This window comes from Pantoea sp. X-Soil-YNGN-844 (genome assembly GCF_059730595.1).
The window spans coordinates 508,805-526,072 of the sequence record NZ_AP036008.1; the positions used below are offsets into that span (position 1 = coordinate 508,805).

Here is a 17,268-nt window from a genome sequence, read left to right on the forward strand (position 1 = left end):
GATAATAAGGAAACGATCACTTCCTTAATGGATAAAAAAATTCAGTCGAGTAATTTCAGTGCCAGAGGGATGATGCTGCTATCGGGCCGGGTAGCCGCAACTTTACCGGCGACGCGCATCCCCAGCACGATACAGAGCATCAGCGAAGCGGTGGCTTCACAGTCAAGTGCAGGATTAACTGAACCATCCTGCTGACCCAGCCTGATCATCTGCTGTAAGTTCTGCTGATTGCGCATCAGCGCCGCACTGACCGCGCTGGCCAGCTCCTCATCCAGCGTCTGCAACTCCACGGCACTTACCGCGACCAGACAGCCGCGCTCGCCCTCCACATCGCGCACTGAATCCACGTAAAAATGCAGCAGCGCCGCCAGTTGCTCACGGCCGTTTTCACATTGCGCCAGCCGCGCAGCTAAGCTGCCGTTACGCTGTGAGAGATAGCGAGCAAAGACCGTAGCAAACAGCGTTTGTTTGTCGGTAAAGGCTTTATAAATGCTGCCGGTGGTCAGCTGCATAGCCTGGCCCAAATCGCCGATTGAGGTGGCGTGATAGCCTTTCTGCCGGAAAACCAGCATTGCACTGTCGAGTGCCGCATCGGTGTCAAATGCCCGTGGTCGTCCCCGATCTTTATTACGGTTATCGTGCATTGATAGCACCATTAGGAAATGATTGTTCTCTTAAAGATAGACTGATTTGACTGCGATAAAAAGCATTTCTATGCTGGCATAAAAACAGCAGGGCCAATCTTTCATCTTCCCGCCCCTTCCACACACTCTGACCTGACGCAAAGCACTGAAGCTTAAGCCTCATCTATACTGCAGCTTATCTTTGCTGAAGGAGCCCGAACATGGGACTGAGCTGGTTTACTCTCTGGCAACCGCTGGCACGCGTGCTGTTTATTCTCGCCTCTCTGACCATTATTCTCACCGGCCTTTATCTGGCGGCACCGCTAATCAATCAGGTCCTGCTGGCGGCGTTACTGGCTATCATGCTCGACCCACTGATTACCCGGCTGGATAAAAAGCGCATCCCACGCATTATCTCATCCCTGCTGGTGATTACGCTGATGCTGATGGTCATGGTGGTCACCACGCTCAAGTTAACGGCACTGACGCCCGATTTAATGCAGCTCAGCCGCCAGGCCCCCATGCTGCTGGCGGCACGGCTGGAACAGCTGACGCTGGCTTTTGCCCGGCTTGATATCGGTATTACGCCCGACCAGATGCTCACTTTTGTGGATGCGGGCGCGATAGTGCGCATCGTTACCGCGTTTCTGACGCAAATTCCCGGCGTCATCTCCTGGTGGATCATGGTGTTTCTGATGCTGCTGTTTATGCTCTATGAGATGCCGCTGCTGAAAGCGGCGCTTCAGCAGCGGGTCAGCGGAAAAAATCACGCCTTTTATCTGGCGCTGCAGGAGGGAATTGAGAGCGTGATTGTTTATGCCAGGGTGAAAACACTGACCAGTATTCTTGGCGGGATCATCGTGGGTTTAGGTGCGCACCTGATCGGGCTGAAGTTTGCCTTTTTCTGGGGCGTGCTGATGTTCATCTTTAACTACGTGCCGGTGCTGGGCTCTTTCCTGGCCGCGATTCCGCCGGTGATCCAGAGCTACATCATGTTTGATTTACAGGTTGCGCTGGCGGTCTCAGGCTTCTTTATGGTGCTGAACCTCTGCCTGAGTTCGGTGATTGAACCGCTGCTGATTGGTAAACGACTCAATCTGGCGCTCACCACACAGTTGCTGGCATTTCTCTTCTGGCAGGCGTTACTGGGGATTACGGGCGGGATACTGGCCATTCCTCTGACCTATCTGATTAAGAAGGTCCTGCTGGCGAGCTATCCGCAGCAGGACCCGGAGTCAGAGTTAACTCAGTGACGGCGTCTTCACCCGCCATGCGCGGGTGAGGCGTTTCTCAATCTCTACCACGATGAAGATTGCGATACTGACAAACAGCGAAATCAGCCAGTAGTTAATCGGCAGCGGGCGGGTTCCGAACAGCGTGTTCATCAACGGCACGTAGATAATGATTGCCTGAAGCACAATCAGGACCAGCGTCACCAGCCAGATACCGCGGTTTTTCAGCAAGCCACGGTCCAGGGAGAAACCATCCGTATTGCGGCAGTTAAGCATGTAGACCCATTGCGCCGTAACCAGCATCTGCAACAGCACGGTGCGGATAAATTCAGGACTGTAGCCACGCGGTTGCAGCCAGGCTTCCAGCACAAAGGCACTGATTGAAATCAGCAGGCTGACAAACACCACACGCCAGATGGCATAAGCGTCCATCACGTGTGCTTTGACATTACGGGGCGGCCGGCGCATCGCATTGGGTTCAGCTGGCTCAAATGCCAGACCAAACGACAGCGTGGCGGAGGTCGCCATGTTCATCCACAGGATCTGAACCGGCGTTAACGGCAGCAGATTACCCATCAGAATCGCGATAATAATCAGCAGCCCCTGCGCCATACAGGTTGGCATAACGAACAGAATAGTTTTTTTCAGGTTGTCATAAACCCGACGGCCTTCTTTGATTGCCGCCGCGATGGTAGCAAAGTTGTCGTCGGCCAGAATCATATCGGCCGCCTCTTTTGTAACCTCCGTGCCTTTAATCCCCATCGCGATGCCGACGTTCGCCTGCTTCAGCGCCGGTGCGTCGTTGACGCCGTCGCCGGTCATACCCACGATCTCGCCGCTCGCTTCCAGTGCTTTCACCAGACGCAGTTTATGTTCCGGGCTAGTGCGGGCAAAAATATCATAGGTTTTTGCCGCCTCGGCAAGTTCAGCGTCACTCATATGTTCAAGCTGGTAACCCGTGATGGCCGTCTGGCTGTTGCCTATTCCCAGCATCTGACCAATCGCCATTGCCGTTTCCTGATGGTCGCCGGTGATCATTTTGACGCGGATGCCCGCTTTCTGGCATTCATCAATGGCAGTTATGGCTTCAGGACGCGGCGGATCCATCATGCAGGCAAGCCCCAGCAGCACCATGTCACTTTTCAGATCGGCATGATCCAGCGAAGTAATGGGTGCGGAGGTTTTTTTCCAGGCGGCAGCAACGGTGCGTAATCCTTCGCTCGCATAGGTAGTGATGGCCGCATCCCAGTAAGCACGGTCAATCGGCTCTGCACCGTCTGGCGTTTGTTGCTGCTGACACAGCGTCAGCAGCACATCCGGTGCGCCGGTCAGCAGAACATAAGATTCACCGTCAGCTACACAGCTGACCGACATATATTTATAGAGGGAATCGAACGGCAGCTTGCTCACCACGTCAACCGGCTGAGGCGTCGTCAGACCTTTAGCTGCCAGCACTTTCAGTGCGCCTTCAGTCGGGCCGCCAACAATCGTCCAGAGCCCCTGGCTTTCCTGACGCAGCTGACTTTCATTACAGGTGTCTACCGCATGGAGGAACTGCTGGAACAACGGATCCTGTGCCGCCGAAGCAGCCGCGTTGCCGCCCTGCTCAGCCACAATTTCGCCTTTGGGTTCGTAGCTGTTGCCGCTGACGCGCCAGCGGCTTTTTGCCAGCACCACCGCTTTCACCGTCATCTCATTCATAGTGAGCGTGCCGGTTTTATCAGAACAGATAACGGACATGGCGCCCAGAGTTTCGACCGTCGGCAGTTTGCGGATAATCGCATTGGTGCGCGCCATCGATTGCACACCCAGCGACAGAATAATGGAGATAATGGCGGGCAGACCCTCGGGCACTGTGGCGACGGCCAGGCTGATGACGGACAACAGTAGTTCGCCCAGCGGAATGTCACGCAGCATGAAACCGAAGATAAACAGCACCACCATCATCGCCAGGATGATAAGGAAAATGGCTTTACCCAGTTTGTCGATCTGCACCAGCAGCGGGGTTTTAGCCTCTTTTATGCCGCTGATCATTTCGTTGATATGGCCCAGTTCCGTATCACCCCCGCTGGCGATGACCACACCTGAGGCGGTGCCGGAGCTGACTGTGGTGCCGGAAAACGCCAGATTCAGACGGTCCCCCAGCGACTTTTCACCGCTCAGCGTGTCGATGTTCTTAGACACCACTGTCGATTCGCCGGTGAGAATCGCCTCTTCCACCCGCAGATTGTTGACCTCAAACAGTCTGAGGTCAGCCGGAATTTTATCGCCGGGACGTAACATCACCACGTCGCCGACCACAATATCGCGTGTTGCGACGGTGACCTGTTTGCCATCCCGCACCAGCATCGCTTCACTGGCGAGCATGTTCTGAATGCTCTTCAGCGATTTCTCGGCATTGCTCTCCTGAATAAAGCCGATCAGGGCATTGATAACGGCTACGCCGATAATGACAAAGGTATCCACCCAGTGGCCCATGAGCGCGGTGATCACCGCTGCGGCCAGCAGAATATAAATCAGCACATCTTTAAAATGGGCGATAAATTTGAGCAGCGCTGATTTATCCGCTTTTTGCGGCAGCGCGTTTGGCCCCTGTTTCTGCAGACGTTCCTGTGCGTCAGCAGTCGATAATCCTGCCGGAGAGCTTTGCAGGTCAGAAAATATCTCGGCTACACTACGCTGATACCAGGGGCGCTCAGATAAAGCTAACGCTTTATCCTGCTTATCATTATTTAGCATATATAAACCTCGTGCCATTTAGCGATGAATTAAAGGCGCAATTAAAAGACATGCATTTTGCGGGAAGCCGCTCCCGCCGGTAATGACCGATATCATATTTAGGTAAGAAACGTCTGATGAATAACATAAAATGGCTAAATTAAATCTAACCTATATTATGAGAATAACAACGTTGTTTTTGTTTAGCTAAGGTTTAAGTATGCTGATGCAGTGTGCTTCGGCTTGTACTCTGGCTCGCAAAAGGAAACTCTGATGAAAAAACAGAGCATTATCATGCTTTGCGGTTTCGTTATTCTCGCGGTCACCGCAACCACATTAGTCGGCTTACTGACCTGGCTGGTGGTCTCTCATATGGCGGCGTAACCCGATCCAGGCGAAGCGGCCCTGCCGTCTCGTTAAAATAAGATTACGAATATTAAAAATATTTTTATCCCGGTGGCGATAAGCACCAGGCTAATGACGCCTTAACGCTTATTAAACCGCAGTGAAATAGCTGATGTTAAGGCGAATAAAATGATTAAACGCAAGGTTATTCCCGTTTTTCTCTGTTGCTTATTTATGACAGCGTGCGATGAAAAAAAAGAACCGGACGCGCCACCTCCCCGCGTAATAAAAGTTTTTACCCTTGATCCGGACATTGCGCAGAATATCCGGGTATTTCCTGCACGTATTCAGGCTGGAGACAATACCGACCTGGCTTTCAAAAGGGCGGGCCAGCTGGTACAGCTGGATATACGTGACGGAACGCCCGTGAAAGCGGGGCAAATTCTTGCCATCCTGAACGACGCGGATGCGAAACTGCGGGTACGCGATCGTCAGACGGCGCTGCAGCTGGCGGAGCGGCAATTTCAGCGCTTTAACACGCTGGCACAGCGCAGCGCCGTTTCAAAATCGGAAATGGATGTGCAGCGCGCTAACCGTGATGCCGCCGCTACCGCACTGAAAATCGCGCAGGAAGAGTTGCAGTTTCTGACCCTGCGCGCGCCGTTTGATGGCGTGATTGCCAGAGTACAGGCGCGTAATCATCAGGTGGTGGCCGCAGGACAGCCGATTGCGCTGCTGACCCGGGCCGATTTGCTCGACGTTATCTTCACGCTGCCGGAAACCCTCTTCACCAGCCTGGACATCCAGAATATTCACTATCAGCCGGAGGTGCAGTTTAATGCCCTGCCCGGTCGCTTTTTCACCGCGCAATACAAAGAGCACACCAGCCAGACCGACGCCGCCACGCTGACGTATCAGGTGATGCTGTTCATGCCGCGTCCGGCGGATCTCCCTGGCGTTGCGGGTCTCAGCGGCTCGGTGCGTGTTAAGCTGCATAACCTGCCGAATGCCCCTGCACAGCCGCGTCTGGTAGTGCCTGCGGCTGCGGTGTTCAATCCCGACCGTAGCCCGACTAACCAGCCGCACGTCTGGCTGGTTGAGCAGGATGGCGAGGCGCTGCGCATTAAAGATCGCCCCGTCGAAGTGGGTCGTCTCACCGCGCAGGGTATTGAAATCATCAGCGGGCTGCAGCCGGGCGACCGCATTGTCGCTGCCGGTGTGGGTGAGCTGCGTGACGGTGAAGCGGTGCGCATCTGGCAGCGTGAGCGGGGGTTATAATGCGTATTCAGGAGCACTTTCTTGATAAACCCATTCGCATCTGGATGGTTATTCTGCTGCTGGGCGTGGGCGGCATCTATGCCTTGCTGAACATTGGCCGCCTTGAGGATCCGCTGTTTACTATCAAGTCGGCAGTGATTGTCACTCATTATCCTGGCGCGTCAGCCCAGCAGGTCGAAGAAGAGGTGACCCTGCCGCTGGAGAATGCGTTGCAGCGCCTGCCCTCACTGGACAATGTTACCTCCATTTCAGGCAATGGCCTGTCACAGATTACCGTCAATATCCATACCCGCTATCTTGCCGATCAGCTGCCGCAAATCTGGGATGAGCTACGCCGTCGCGTCGGCGATGCGGCCCGGCAGTTTCCGCCAGGCGTGCAGGCTCCGCTGGTTAACGACGACTTCGGCGATGTTTATGGCTATTTCTTCGTTATTCACGGCAAAGACTTTACGAACAGTGAACTGCGTAACTATGCCGATCAGCTGCGGCGCGATCTGGTGCTGGTGCCCGGCGTAGCAAAAGTCGCGGTAGCGGGCGTGGAGCAGGAGGAGGTCCGCATTGCCCTTTCTGCCAGCAAAATGACCGCCTATGGCATGACACCGCAGCGCGTCGCCGATCTGCTGAACCGGAATAACAGCGTTGCCAGTGCTGGTACGCTGCGGGTCGACAGCGAATCAATCCGTTTTCATCCTACCGGCGAGCTAAAGACGCTCGACGACCTGGCGAATCTGCCCATTCTGCCTGCGGGCAGCCCGCAGAACGTGCATCTGCGCGATATCGCCACCCTGACGCGTGGCGTGACCGATAATCCTGCCAATATCTACTTTGCCGATGGTGAAGCGGCACTGGCAATCGGCATTTCATTTGCGCCTGGCGTCAACGTGATTGATGTCGGCGACGCGCTCTCCGCCCGTATAGCGCACTATCAGCAGGATACCCCTGCCGGGATCAGCCTGAAGGTGTTCTACAACCAGGCGCATGAGGTGAAACAATCTGTTGATGGCTTTATTCTCAACTTCCTGATGGCGCTGGCGATTGTGGTGGGAACGCTGCTGCTGTTTATGGGCCTGCGCAGCGGCATGGTGATTGCCGCGTCACTGGCACTTAACGTGCTCGGCACACTTCTGATCATGTACCTGTTTAAACTGGAACTGCAGCGGGTGTCGCTGGGCGCGCTGATTATTTCGCTCAGTATGCTGGTGGATAATGCCATCGTCGTTGTCGAAGGGGTGAAGATCGACCACCAGCGCGGACATCCTTTACAGCAGGCGATTTCCCGCATGGTGCGCCGCACTGCCCTGCCCCTGCTGGGTGCCACGGTGATCGCGATACTCGCCTTTGCACCGATTGGCCTGTCGCAGGACTCAACCGGCGAATACTGTAAATCGCTGTTCCAGGTGCTGCTGATTTCGCTGATGCTGAGCTGGGTAACCGCCCTGACGCTGACCCCGGTATTTATTAACTGGAGCGAGAAACGTCGTGGCACAGCGAAGCCCGCAAAAACTGACATCTCCGATCCTTATCAGGGCATCGTTTTCCGGCTCTATCGTCAGACGCTGAGCGGCCTTTTTCGTTTTCGCTTGATCACGCTGACGGCGATGGTCGCGCTGCTGGCACTGTCGCTGTATGGCTTTACCCTGGTGAAGCAGAACTTTTTCCCCTCATCCAGCACGCCGGTCTTTTTTACCGATCTCTGGCTGCCCTATGGCACCGATATCCACTACACCGCGGATACCGCAGCGGAAATAGCCCGGTTCATTAATCAGGATCCGGACGTTGCGGCGACGGTCACCACCGTGGGCCAGGGCGCACTGCGCTTTACCCTGACCTATGACGCGGCGCGCCAGTACAGCAACTTCGCCCAGATTATGGTGCGGGTTAAGGATGGCCGACAGCTGGATGCGCTGGCGCTGAAGACCGAGAATTATATTCAGCAGAACTTCCCGCAGGTGAATCAGCGCATCAAACGTATTCAGTTTGGCAGCGCCAGTGACAGCGCAATTGCCCTGCGGGTAACCGGTCCGGACCCGGAGGTGCTGCGGAACATCGGCAGCCAGCTGGATGCGATTTTTCTGGCGGATGGCTCGACGTTCCCGGTACGCAACGACTGGCAGGAGCGCAGCAAAGTGATTCGCCCGGTTTATTCCGCTCTGCGTGGTCAGGAGCTGGGCATTGATAAACGCGATATCGATCAGGCGCTGAGAATGAATTTCAGCGGCGATGCCGTGGGCATTTTCCGGGACGGATCGCGGCTGATGCCGGTGATGCTCTACCCGGCAGATGAAGAGCGGCAAAGTGTTGATCACATCGAAAACATTCAGCTCTGGAGCGCTGCCCTGCAGCACTTTGTGCCGCTGAGCAATGTGATTTCTGACTTCCGGCTGGAGTGGGAGAATCCGCTGATTATGCGTCGTGACCGTACGCGCGTGCTGACGGTGCAGACCGATCCCGATCCCGCCTCAGGATTAACCTCCGCGCAGGTGGTGGCACGGGTTCAGCCGCAGATCGATCAGCTTAAACTTCCGGCGGGCTACAGGCTGGAGTGGGGTGGCGAACTTGAGAGCTCACGTGAAGCACAAAGCGGTCTGCTGAGTTCGCTGCCGGTAGGCTTCCTGGCCATGTTCATCATTACCGTGCTGATGTTCAACTCGCTGCGTGACGCCGTCGCAATCTGGATCACCGTGCCGCTGGCGATGATTGGTGTTACCAGTGGCTTTTTGCTCACCGCTATTCCGTTTGGCTTTATGGCGCTGATTGGGCTGCTCAGCCTGTCAGGAATGTTACTCCGCAACGGGATCGTGCTGATTGAGGAGATCCGACTGTTCCGGCAGGAGAAGCCGTTACAGCTGGCGATTATTGATGCGGCGACGTCACGTCTTCGCCCTATCCTGCTGACGGCCTTTACGACCGTACTGGGCCTGCTGCCGCTGCTGCGCGACGTCTTTTTCCAGAGCATGGCGGTGGTGATTATTTTTGGTCTGGGATTCGCGACGGTGCTGACACTGCTGGTGCTGCCGGTGATCTATCGCTGCTTCCACGGACGGGAGGCGCACGGTGAATAAGACCGGGCTGGCAATGCTGAAGACGCTGGCCTGTATCACCGCCGTGTCGTTTTTCACGCTGTATCAGAGTTACGACAGCTACCATTACGACGTTAATCTGACGCTGAATGTGCTGAGTTTTATCTCGACCATTGCCACACCGCTCTATTTTCTGCTGAGTGGCTATCTCGACGCGGGGGAGCTGCACACGCCCGCGTGGCAGCTCGGCAAAATTCGCCGCATTCTGCTGATTTTTATCTTCTGGTTCAGCTTTTTCTGGTTTGCCGGGATGCACCACAAAGGCTACCTGATCCAGCCGTGGTTTGTGATTGCACTGATTGTCATTTACGTCTCGCATCCGCTAATCGACTGGCTGATTCAGCGGCCTGGCGTAATGGCAGCAGGGATTTTGCTGTTGCTGGTGCTGGCTTTTGCTTATGACCTGCTCGCCAGCCTCTATCCGGGCCAGCGGGCCTTTTCGCTGCTGCCACAATACCGAATCTGGACATGGGTACTTTATTACCTCACCGGCCGGCTGATGGCCGCACCACGTGTGATGCAGTTACTGACATCACCCAGAGTGATAAAGGTAAGCCTGCTTCTGCTGCCCGCGGTGTATCTCTTTACCTGGCTGTATGAGCGCTATTACTTTATTGCGCGCTTTCTGGCGACCCACAACGACGTAGTGCTGACGGGCTCACAGGTCTATCTGCTGGTGGTGCTGATCGTGATCAGCATTAACGCTATCCGGCTGCCGGAAAAAGCCCAATGGCTGACCACATTTCTGACCACCCTCGGCAAAACCATGACCGGCGTTTATATCCTGCATTACCTGATTTTTGGTGTGCTGGCGGCCGTTATCCGCATTCAGACCCTGGGCGACAAACTGCTGGTCATCGCCCTGACGCTGATCTTCTCAATGGCGCTGTCACTGCTGCTGTTGCGTATCCCCGGCGTCAGTAAGCTGATCAGTCTGTAATCGCCGCGCGGCATGCTCCGTTGCTGCACGGCGCGTGGCGATGAACTCAGCCATTTTCGCCCGTGCCTGCTCCACCTCCTCGGGCGGCGCGGTCTGCGGCGAGCCGCAGGAAAAAGGTGGTTCGGGGTCATATTCCATCTGCAGCTGAACGGCTCTGGCGACGACGTCCCCGGCGATTTCCGCCACCAGCGTCAGCGCAAAATCAATGCCGGAAGTGACGCCCGCGCCGCTGATACGGTTGCGGTCACGCACCACCCGCTGATTCACCGGCTCCGCGCCCAGCAAAGCCAGTTGATCGATGGAACTCCAGTGTGAGGTCGCACGGTACCCTTTCAGCAATCCGGCAGCGCCCAGCACCAGCGAACCGGTACAGACCGACGTGACCCACTGCGCCTGCTCAGCCTGCCGTCGCAGAAAATTCAGCGTTTCCTCATCCGACATCAGGGCAATCTGTCCTGGCCCGCCCGGCACACAGATCACCTCCAGCAACGGGCAATCGTCAAAGGTGGTAGTCGGTAATATCGACAGGCCGCGATCGGAGCGCACCGGCTGACGATCTTTCCAGATCAGATGGCACTCCACGCCGGGCGTGCGTGCAAACACTTCCCACGGGCCGGTTAAATCGAGCTGGGTAACATCAGGGAAAAGTAACAGACCAATCTGTAGCGGACGATTCATGCGTAAACTCCGGCGGGTGATGAGTGACCATCATGCCGTGGTGCCCGGTCAGATAGCAATTATGAATGCCGGAGACGCTTTACAGCCTCTCCGGAAGAGAGAGCAGTGGATTGCGTAAACAAGCCTCAGGCCACGCCGAGAAAACGTAGCAGCGCGGTCATCGCTGCCGCCCCCAGAATAATGACAATCAGTGGTGCCCGACGCCATGCCAGTAACAGAGCAAAACCCACGCCAGCCACCCGTGCCACACCGGCAAAATGCTGGCCTTCAAACAGCGTGGTGGTCGCCGCGACGGCCAGCAGTAGCACCGTGGCAGCGTCGGAGAGCATCTGCTGGGTACGCTCGCTGATCGGAAGACGGTTTCCCAGCCTGACCCCGGCAAAGCGCATCAGATACGTTCCGGCGGCCAGCATGGCAATTCCGGCGATGATCATTCCCTGATGCGTCATTTGCGCGATCTCCATGTCAGCAGGCCCAGCAGCGAGAACAGCACCGGCATGCCCGCCGGAACCAGCGGCGTTGCCAGCAATGAGAGCAGCGCGCCGACGGTGGCAGGGATCCGGGTCCGCCGCTGTCGCAGCGCCGGGAAGATCAGGGCAATCAGGATCGCCGGAAACACCGCATCCAGTCCAATCACCGAGACATCGGGAATAAACTGGCCAACCGCCGCCCCAACCATAACGCTCACCGGCCAGATTAAGCCGATACCGATGCCGCACAGCCAGTAGGCGCTGCGACGCTGGGCCAGCTGTGGTTGTGAGATACCAAACACCACGCTTTCATCATTCATGATGTGACAACCAAACCAGCCCCGGGGCCCCTTTCCAACCAGATCTTTGACCGCAATGCCAAAAGGCAGATGACGCGCATTCACCAGCAGGCCCGCGGCGGCGGCGGTAAAAGGACTACCGCCACCGGCCACGATGCCGATAAAAAGAAACTCAGACGCGCCTGCCAGCACCAGCGTTGACAGCGCCAGCGGCACCCAGAGCGGAAACCCGTCGGCGGAGGCCAGCGAACCATAGGATAAACCGACAATCCCATCAGCCAGACAGACCAGGAAAATCGCTTTGATCACCCCTTTGTCCAGCAACTGCATTTGCGGAAAAAGCATCACTCTGTCTCATAATGAACGTATAATCCGATATAATGAACACTGGGGCAGTGTTTTACAAGACGAACAAAGCGTTCGTTATAAAAAACCTTTCGTTTATCAGGAGTGCGTTTGAATACCCCTATCAGCATCATTGCCAATGCCTTAGTGCGTGAACGTCAGCGAGCCGGCCTGTCACTGGCTGAAGTCGCGCGTCGCGCTGGTATCGCCAAATCAACGCTCTCACAGCTGGAGGCGGGTAACGGCAATCCGGGCATTGAGACGCTGTGGTCACTGTGCGTGACGCTGAATATTCCTTTTTCACGGCTGCTGGAGCCGGATGCGCGTCGTCTGCAGGTGATCCGCCGTGGAGAAGGTCTGACGGTGACTGCGGACCTGGCAGACTATCAGGCGGTTCTGCTGGCATCCTGCCCGCCCGGCGTCCGGCGTGATATCTATCTGCTGGAGGTTCAGCCTGGCAGTGAGCGCATTTCACAGCCCCATATCCCCAATACGATTGAGCATATTATTATTGCTAAAGGTCGGGCGCTGGTGGGTCCGGTGGACAGCGCGGTGGAGCTGGATGTGGGTGATTACATTACCTATCCGGGCGACGAGCTGCATATCTTTCGGGCGCTGGAAGCCGATACGCTGGCGCTGCTGGTGATAGAGCACAGCTAGTTACCGCTCAGCAAGTTTCTGCCGGGTTTCTGCGGGTGTGAGGTGCGTAATCAGCTGCACCTCACTGCTCAATCTGATCGCCAGATAGTGCTCGCGCATCCCCTCCAGCAGCACCGTATCCGGCCATTCGTGCTCTTTCCCCAGCTTCGCAGCGACCTCGTTTAAGCGCAGTGTGTCGATCCGCGTCACCCAGACGATCACCGGGTCGGCTTGATCCTGCTGATTCACCAGCCTCAGCGGGCCGGTGACGATATCGCCCTCCTGCCAGCGTATCGTGGAGGTTTTCTCGCCGCGTCTGACGACGGGCATCAGACGCGGAACCAGTGTAAGTTGCTGCATTTCCTCTCCTTTCTTTAAACCCACCTTGAGAACTGCCACAAAACCAGAAATCCGGATTGAAAACAGTGTTATTAATGTTATGTTATAACATAATTATTTAACTCATCTGACAGGTAACAGTATGACACTCTCTTCTCAGACATCCGGCGATCCACGTCTGCCGGTTGCCGTTCTCTCCGGTTTTCTGGGTGCCGGTAAAACCACGCTGCTCAATCATATTCTGAATAACCGTGAAGGACGACGGATCGCAGTCATCGTCAATGACATGTCTGAAATCAACATTGATGCGGCCCTGGTGCGCAACGGCGACGCACAACTGTCACGCACTGATGAAAAACTGGTCGAGATGAGTAACGGCTGCATCTGCTGTACGCTGCGTGAAGATCTGCTGCTGGAGGTGAAACGTCTGGCGCAGGCTGGTCGCTTCGATCATCTGGTCATTGAATCGACCGGCATTTCTGAACCCCTGCCGGTGGCTGAAACCTTTACGTTTGAAGATGAAGCGGGTGAAAGCCTTTCAGCCTATGCCCGGCTGGATAGCATGATTACCGTGGTGGATGGCTTTAACTTCGTGCGCGACTACCGTTCAGTCGATGATCTTCAGTCTCGTGGCGAGTCGCTGGGCGAGCAGGATGAACGATCGGTGGTTGATCTGCTGGTGGATCAGATTGAGTTCTGTGATTTGCTGGTGCTGAACAAAACGGATCTGCTCAGCCCGGCGGAGCTCCATCAGCTGCAGGGTATGCTGCGTGCGCTCAACCCACACGCTCGTATGGTGAACAGCGAATTCGGGCAGGTTCCGCTGGACTGTCTGCTGAATACCGGACGGTTTGATTTTGACCGGGCAGCGCAGGCCCCTGGCTGGCTGCAGACACTGCGCGGCGAGCATCAGCCGGAATCGGAGGAGTATGGCATTCGCAGCGTTGTCTATCGCGCGCGTCGTCCTTTCCATCCTCAGCGTTTCTGGGAGGTTGTAAACCACCAGCTCGACGGCGTGATTCGCTCGAAAGGTTACTTCTGGCTGGCCACCCGGCCCGAATTTGCGGCAATGTGGTCGCAGGCGGGCGCAGTGGCTCGCCAGGGTTACGCCGGGCGCTGGTGGGTCAGCGTGCCGCGAGACAACTGGCCTCAGGATGCAGATTCGCTCAATTTCATCGCTGAGCAGTGGCAGGAAGGCACCGGCGATGCGCGTCAGGAGCTGGTGTTTATCGGCATAGATATGGATGAGCAGCACATTATTGCCGCACTGGATCGCGCACTGCTGACGCCTGATGAGATGGCTGCAGGGCCGGAGCACTGGCTTACGCTGGACGATCCGGTGCCTGTCTGGTTTGATGAGATGACCGCCTGACGCAGCGGTTGACCGCACACTGTCGCTCCGCAATAGTAAAACGTCCCGGCGGGTGGCCATCACCCGCTGAATTCTGTTCAGGAGAAGCCGGATATGCCACAACGTATCGCTGTTATCGGTGCAGGCGTGCTGGGTTTAGCCGTCGCGCAGTCATTGTCCCGCCGGGGCGCACAGGTCACTGTGTTCGACAAAAGCTTGCCTGGCAGTGGCACCAGCCAGATCAGCTACGCCTGGGTCAATGCCAACGGCAAAGAACCCGGCCACTATCATGAACTCAACGCCCAGGCGATAAACGAGCACAAGCGATGGCAGGCGAGCCACCGTGCATGGCCCCGCTGGCTGCTTGAAACCGGCTCGCTGGAGTGGGCTGCCGATGAATCATCCCTGCGCCAGCTAACGCAGCGCGCAGCAAAGCTTGCTACGCTCGATTACCCCGTTGAGAAGCGTAGCCGCGCTGCGTTACTGGACGCCCTGCCCGGACTGCGGCTCGATCCCCGCATTCAGCATGCATGGTTTTTCCCTTCGGAGTGTCTGCTTTATCCCAGCCTGTTCATCGCTTCTCTGCTTGCCGATCTGCGCGCCAGCGGCGGTCAGCTGGTCTGCAACAATGAGGTGACCACGCTGACTGAATCAGGTCGGGATGTGCATCTGACGCTGGCCAGTGGTGATGAATGGCGCGGGGATCAGCTGGTGCTGGCAACCGGTCGCTGGGCACCTGAGCTGATCAGCCAGTGTGGACGTGAACTGGCGATGACCGATGCGAACCGCGCCGATCCTGTTGCGTGCAGTTTTCTGGCGCAGACACAGCCTTTGCCGATTCCGCTTAACTGCAATCTCATTACCCCGGAACTGAATGTGCGGCCGGATGGCGGAGGACGCCTGATGCTGCAGGCTCTGGATCTTGACCAACATGCCGATCCGTCACGCCCCGCTTCTCCGGAGGGGCTGACTGGCAAAGAGATGCTGCGTCGGTTGCGTCGGCTGTTTAACCATGCGGAAGGGGCGAGGATTGAGCGGATTGAAACGGGACAGCGATCGCGCCCGGCAGATGGATTACCCGCACTGGGCTACATTAGTGACTCAGCACGCGTTTATCTGATGGTCAGCCATAGTGGCATGACCCTTGCCCCGTTGCTGGGCAGACTGGTGGCTGAGGAGATGCTGAGCGGTACACCTTCACCGATGCTGAGCGGGTTTGCCCCGCATCGGTTGCTGCGTCCGCTCAGTGAGGTTGTTAAAACTGCGCCTGCCTATCTTCCGGCCGCGCAGTAAAAACTAGCGGCGGTTCTTCCACACGGTCTGCACGTTACAGAATTCGTGAACACCAAAATGTGACAGCTCACGACCATAGCCGCTTTTCTTCACGCCACCGATGGTCACCCGCGGATCGGATGCGCCGTTGCCATTTATAAATACGGCCCCGACTTCCAGCTGCAGCGCCAGCCGATCGGCAGTTTCTTCGTTACCGCTCCAGACGGTAGCACTGAGGCCAAATTCGCTGTCGTTAGCGATCTCCAGCGCATGCTGAGGATCCCGCGCGACGGCAATAGCCGCGACCGGACCAAACAGCTCCTGCTTAAACGCGGTCATGGTGCTGGTAACGTCAGCGAGGATGGTTGGCGCATAGTAGTTACCCTGCCCTGCCACCTTCTCGCCACCCAGCACCAGCCGCGCACCTTCACGCAGTGTTGCTTTTACCTGACTATCCAGTTCATCACGCAGATCGGCGCGCGCCATCGGACCCAGGAAGGTGCTTTCATCCAGCGGATCGCCCATTTTCAGTGCCCGTACCGCTGCTGTGAAGCGCTTTTCAAACTCTTCCGCGATGGGCGCTTCCACAATAAAGCGTTTGGCCGCCATGCAGACCTGCCCGGTATTCTGGAAACGTCCGATTACGGCTGATTTCACCGCTTCATCGAGATCGGCATCAGCCAGCACGATAAAGGGATCGGATCCGCCCAGCTCCAGCACTGTTTTCTTGAGCGCTGCACCTGCCTGTGCCGCGATTGCTGCACCCGCCCGTACGCTGCCGGTTACCGCAACGGCAGCAATGCGGTCATCTTTAATCGCTACCGAAACACCGTCGTTGTCGACATTAATCAGGTTAAAGCCACCCGCAGGCAGATCGGTTGCTGTGAACAGCTCAGCCATCAGTGTGGCGCTTCCCATGACGTTTGGCGCGTGTTTCAGCAGATAGGTGTTACCTGCCAGCAATATGCTGACTGCGCCCCGTAGAACCTGCCACAAGGGGAAATTCCATGGCATGACCGCCAGGATCACCCCAATGGGACGGAATCGCTGCCATGCGTCGGTAATCTGAGTGGGCTGATCGGCCAGCATCGCCGGGCCATGTTCTGCATACCAGTCGCACAAATTTGCGCATTTCAGTACTTCCGCGCGAGCCTGTGCAATGGGTTTACCCATTTCCAGGGTAATCATGAGTGAAAGATCCTGTTCTCTCAGACGGATCTGTTCACCGAGCTGGCGCAATACGCGCACCCGGTCACTCATACTGCTGTGCTGCCATGCTGCAAAAGCGGAAGCGCTTTCTGTCAGAGTCTGTTCCAGTTCGGTGCTGTTCTGCAGAGGATAGCGTGCCAGAATGTCACCTGTTGCAGGGTTACGTGATAGAGCATGTTCAGTCATGGTGCTGTCTTCCTCATTCGTTCAGTGATAGAGAAACGATACGCGCTGTAGTTAATGATGAAAAATGAATAATAGTGAGGAAGTTCTTTATCGATTGAGAATATCGGAATTGCAAAGGCGGTATACAGGAAGCGTGAGGGATTTCGGAGATGATGCTGCGATTACGCCACCTGTCCGTGAGTCTGAAACTGATGCCTGATAAGCAGTTATCCACTTATACAGTGACACGATCCTAAAAAACGATCCTTAATAGATCATAGAGAG

General features: G+C 56.2%; 14 protein-coding genes. 7 read left to right on the forward strand and 7 right to left on the reverse strand.

The window, feature by feature from the left end:
* Nucleotides 1-41 precede the first annotated feature (41 nt).
* Nucleotides 42-656: a TetR/AcrR family transcriptional regulator gene (locus AC6I8C_RS21195; protein WP_497823738.1), complete on the reverse strand. Its 615-nt coding sequence runs from the start codon at nucleotides 654-656 to the stop codon at nucleotides 42-44.
* 188 nt (nucleotides 657-844) lie between these two features.
* Here AC6I8C_RS21195 and AC6I8C_RS21200 point away from each other — a divergent pair, with 188 nt between their 5' ends.
* On the forward strand, nucleotides 845-1,876 hold the full coding sequence (locus tag AC6I8C_RS21200; protein WP_497823739.1) for an AI-2E family transporter: 1,032 nt from the start codon (nucleotides 845-847) through the stop codon (nucleotides 1,874-1,876).
* Here AC6I8C_RS21200 and AC6I8C_RS21205 read toward each other — a convergent pair.
* Nucleotides 1,865-4,594 (reverse strand): cation-transporting P-type ATPase, encoded by a 2,730-nt coding sequence (locus AC6I8C_RS21205; protein WP_497823740.1) that lies wholly within the window; start codon nucleotides 4,592-4,594, stop codon nucleotides 1,865-1,867. The genes AC6I8C_RS21200 and AC6I8C_RS21205 overlap by 12 nt on opposite strands.
* Nucleotides 4,595-5,107: 513 nt before the next feature.
* Between AC6I8C_RS21205 and AC6I8C_RS21210 the strand changes: the two genes are divergently transcribed.
* From AC6I8C_RS21210 to AC6I8C_RS21220, 3 genes are read left to right on the forward strand one after another with little or no spacing between them, the layout of a single operon-like run.
* Nucleotides 5,108-6,196, forward strand: a complete 1,089-nt coding sequence (locus AC6I8C_RS21210; RefSeq protein WP_497823741.1) for an efflux RND transporter periplasmic adaptor subunit — start codon at nucleotides 5,108-5,110, stop codon at nucleotides 6,194-6,196.
* Nucleotides 6,196-9,258, forward strand: a complete 3,063-nt coding sequence (locus AC6I8C_RS21215) for an efflux RND transporter permease subunit (protein ID WP_497823742.1) — start codon at nucleotides 6,196-6,198, stop codon at nucleotides 9,256-9,258. Before AC6I8C_RS21210 ends, AC6I8C_RS21215 begins: the two co-directional genes overlap by 1 nt.
* Nucleotides 9,251-10,216 (forward strand): acyltransferase family protein, encoded by a 966-nt coding sequence (locus tag AC6I8C_RS21220; RefSeq protein WP_497823743.1) that lies wholly within the window; start codon nucleotides 9,251-9,253, stop codon nucleotides 10,214-10,216. Before AC6I8C_RS21215 ends, AC6I8C_RS21220 begins: the two co-directional genes overlap by 8 nt.
* Here AC6I8C_RS21220 and AC6I8C_RS21225 read toward each other — a convergent pair.
* From AC6I8C_RS21225 to AC6I8C_RS21235, 3 genes are all read right to left on the reverse strand, one after another.
* Nucleotides 10,166-10,894 carry a DJ-1/PfpI family protein gene (locus tag AC6I8C_RS21225; RefSeq protein ID WP_497823744.1) on the reverse strand — a complete coding sequence of 243 codons (729 nt, stop codon included), beginning with the start codon at nucleotides 10,892-10,894 and terminating at the stop codon, nucleotides 10,166-10,168. The two genes, AC6I8C_RS21220 and AC6I8C_RS21225, sit on opposite strands and share 51 nt — an antisense overlap.
* Nucleotides 10,895-11,019: 125 nt before the next feature.
* Nucleotides 11,020-11,343 (reverse strand): AzlD domain-containing protein, encoded by a 324-nt coding sequence (locus AC6I8C_RS21230; RefSeq protein ID WP_033784885.1) that lies wholly within the window; start codon nucleotides 11,341-11,343, stop codon nucleotides 11,020-11,022.
* Nucleotides 11,340-12,008: an AzlC family ABC transporter permease gene (locus AC6I8C_RS21235; protein ID WP_318269063.1), complete on the reverse strand. Its 669-nt coding sequence runs from the start codon at nucleotides 12,006-12,008 to the stop codon at nucleotides 11,340-11,342. Before AC6I8C_RS21235 ends, AC6I8C_RS21230 begins: the two co-directional genes overlap by 4 nt.
* A 111-nt stretch (nucleotides 12,009-12,119) precedes the next feature.
* Here AC6I8C_RS21235 and AC6I8C_RS21240 point away from each other — a divergent pair, with 111 nt between their 5' ends.
* The gene (locus AC6I8C_RS21240) at nucleotides 12,120-12,668 is read left to right on the forward strand and encodes a helix-turn-helix domain-containing protein (protein WP_135910995.1); all 549 of its coding nucleotides are present in this window, start codon (nucleotides 12,120-12,122) and stop codon (nucleotides 12,666-12,668) included.
* Here AC6I8C_RS21240 and AC6I8C_RS21245 read toward each other — a convergent pair whose 3' ends face one another.
* Nucleotides 12,669-13,007: an ASCH domain-containing protein gene (locus AC6I8C_RS21245; protein ID WP_497823745.1), complete on the reverse strand. Its 339-nt coding sequence runs from the start codon at nucleotides 13,005-13,007 to the stop codon at nucleotides 12,669-12,671.
* Between the two features lie 121 nt (nucleotides 13,008-13,128).
* Between AC6I8C_RS21245 and zigA the strand changes: the two genes are divergently transcribed.
* The gene (zigA, locus tag AC6I8C_RS21250) at nucleotides 13,129-14,358 is read left to right on the forward strand and encodes a zinc metallochaperone GTPase ZigA (RefSeq protein ID WP_497823746.1); all 1,230 of its coding nucleotides are present in this window, start codon (nucleotides 13,129-13,131) and stop codon (nucleotides 14,356-14,358) included.
* A gap of 93 nt (nucleotides 14,359-14,451) precedes the next feature.
* A complete protein-coding gene (locus tag AC6I8C_RS21255) occupies nucleotides 14,452-15,630 on the forward strand; it encodes an NAD(P)/FAD-dependent oxidoreductase (RefSeq protein WP_497823747.1) in 1,179 nt (392 codons plus the stop codon).
* A gap of 3 nt (nucleotides 15,631-15,633) precedes the next feature.
* Here the strand turns inward: AC6I8C_RS21255 and AC6I8C_RS21260 are convergent, their stop codons facing one another.
* Complete coding sequence (locus AC6I8C_RS21260) at nucleotides 15,634-17,004, reverse strand: aldehyde dehydrogenase family protein (RefSeq protein ID WP_497823748.1); 1,371 nt, start codon at nucleotides 17,002-17,004, stop codon at nucleotides 15,634-15,636.
* Nucleotides 17,005-17,268: the final 264 nt, after the last annotated feature.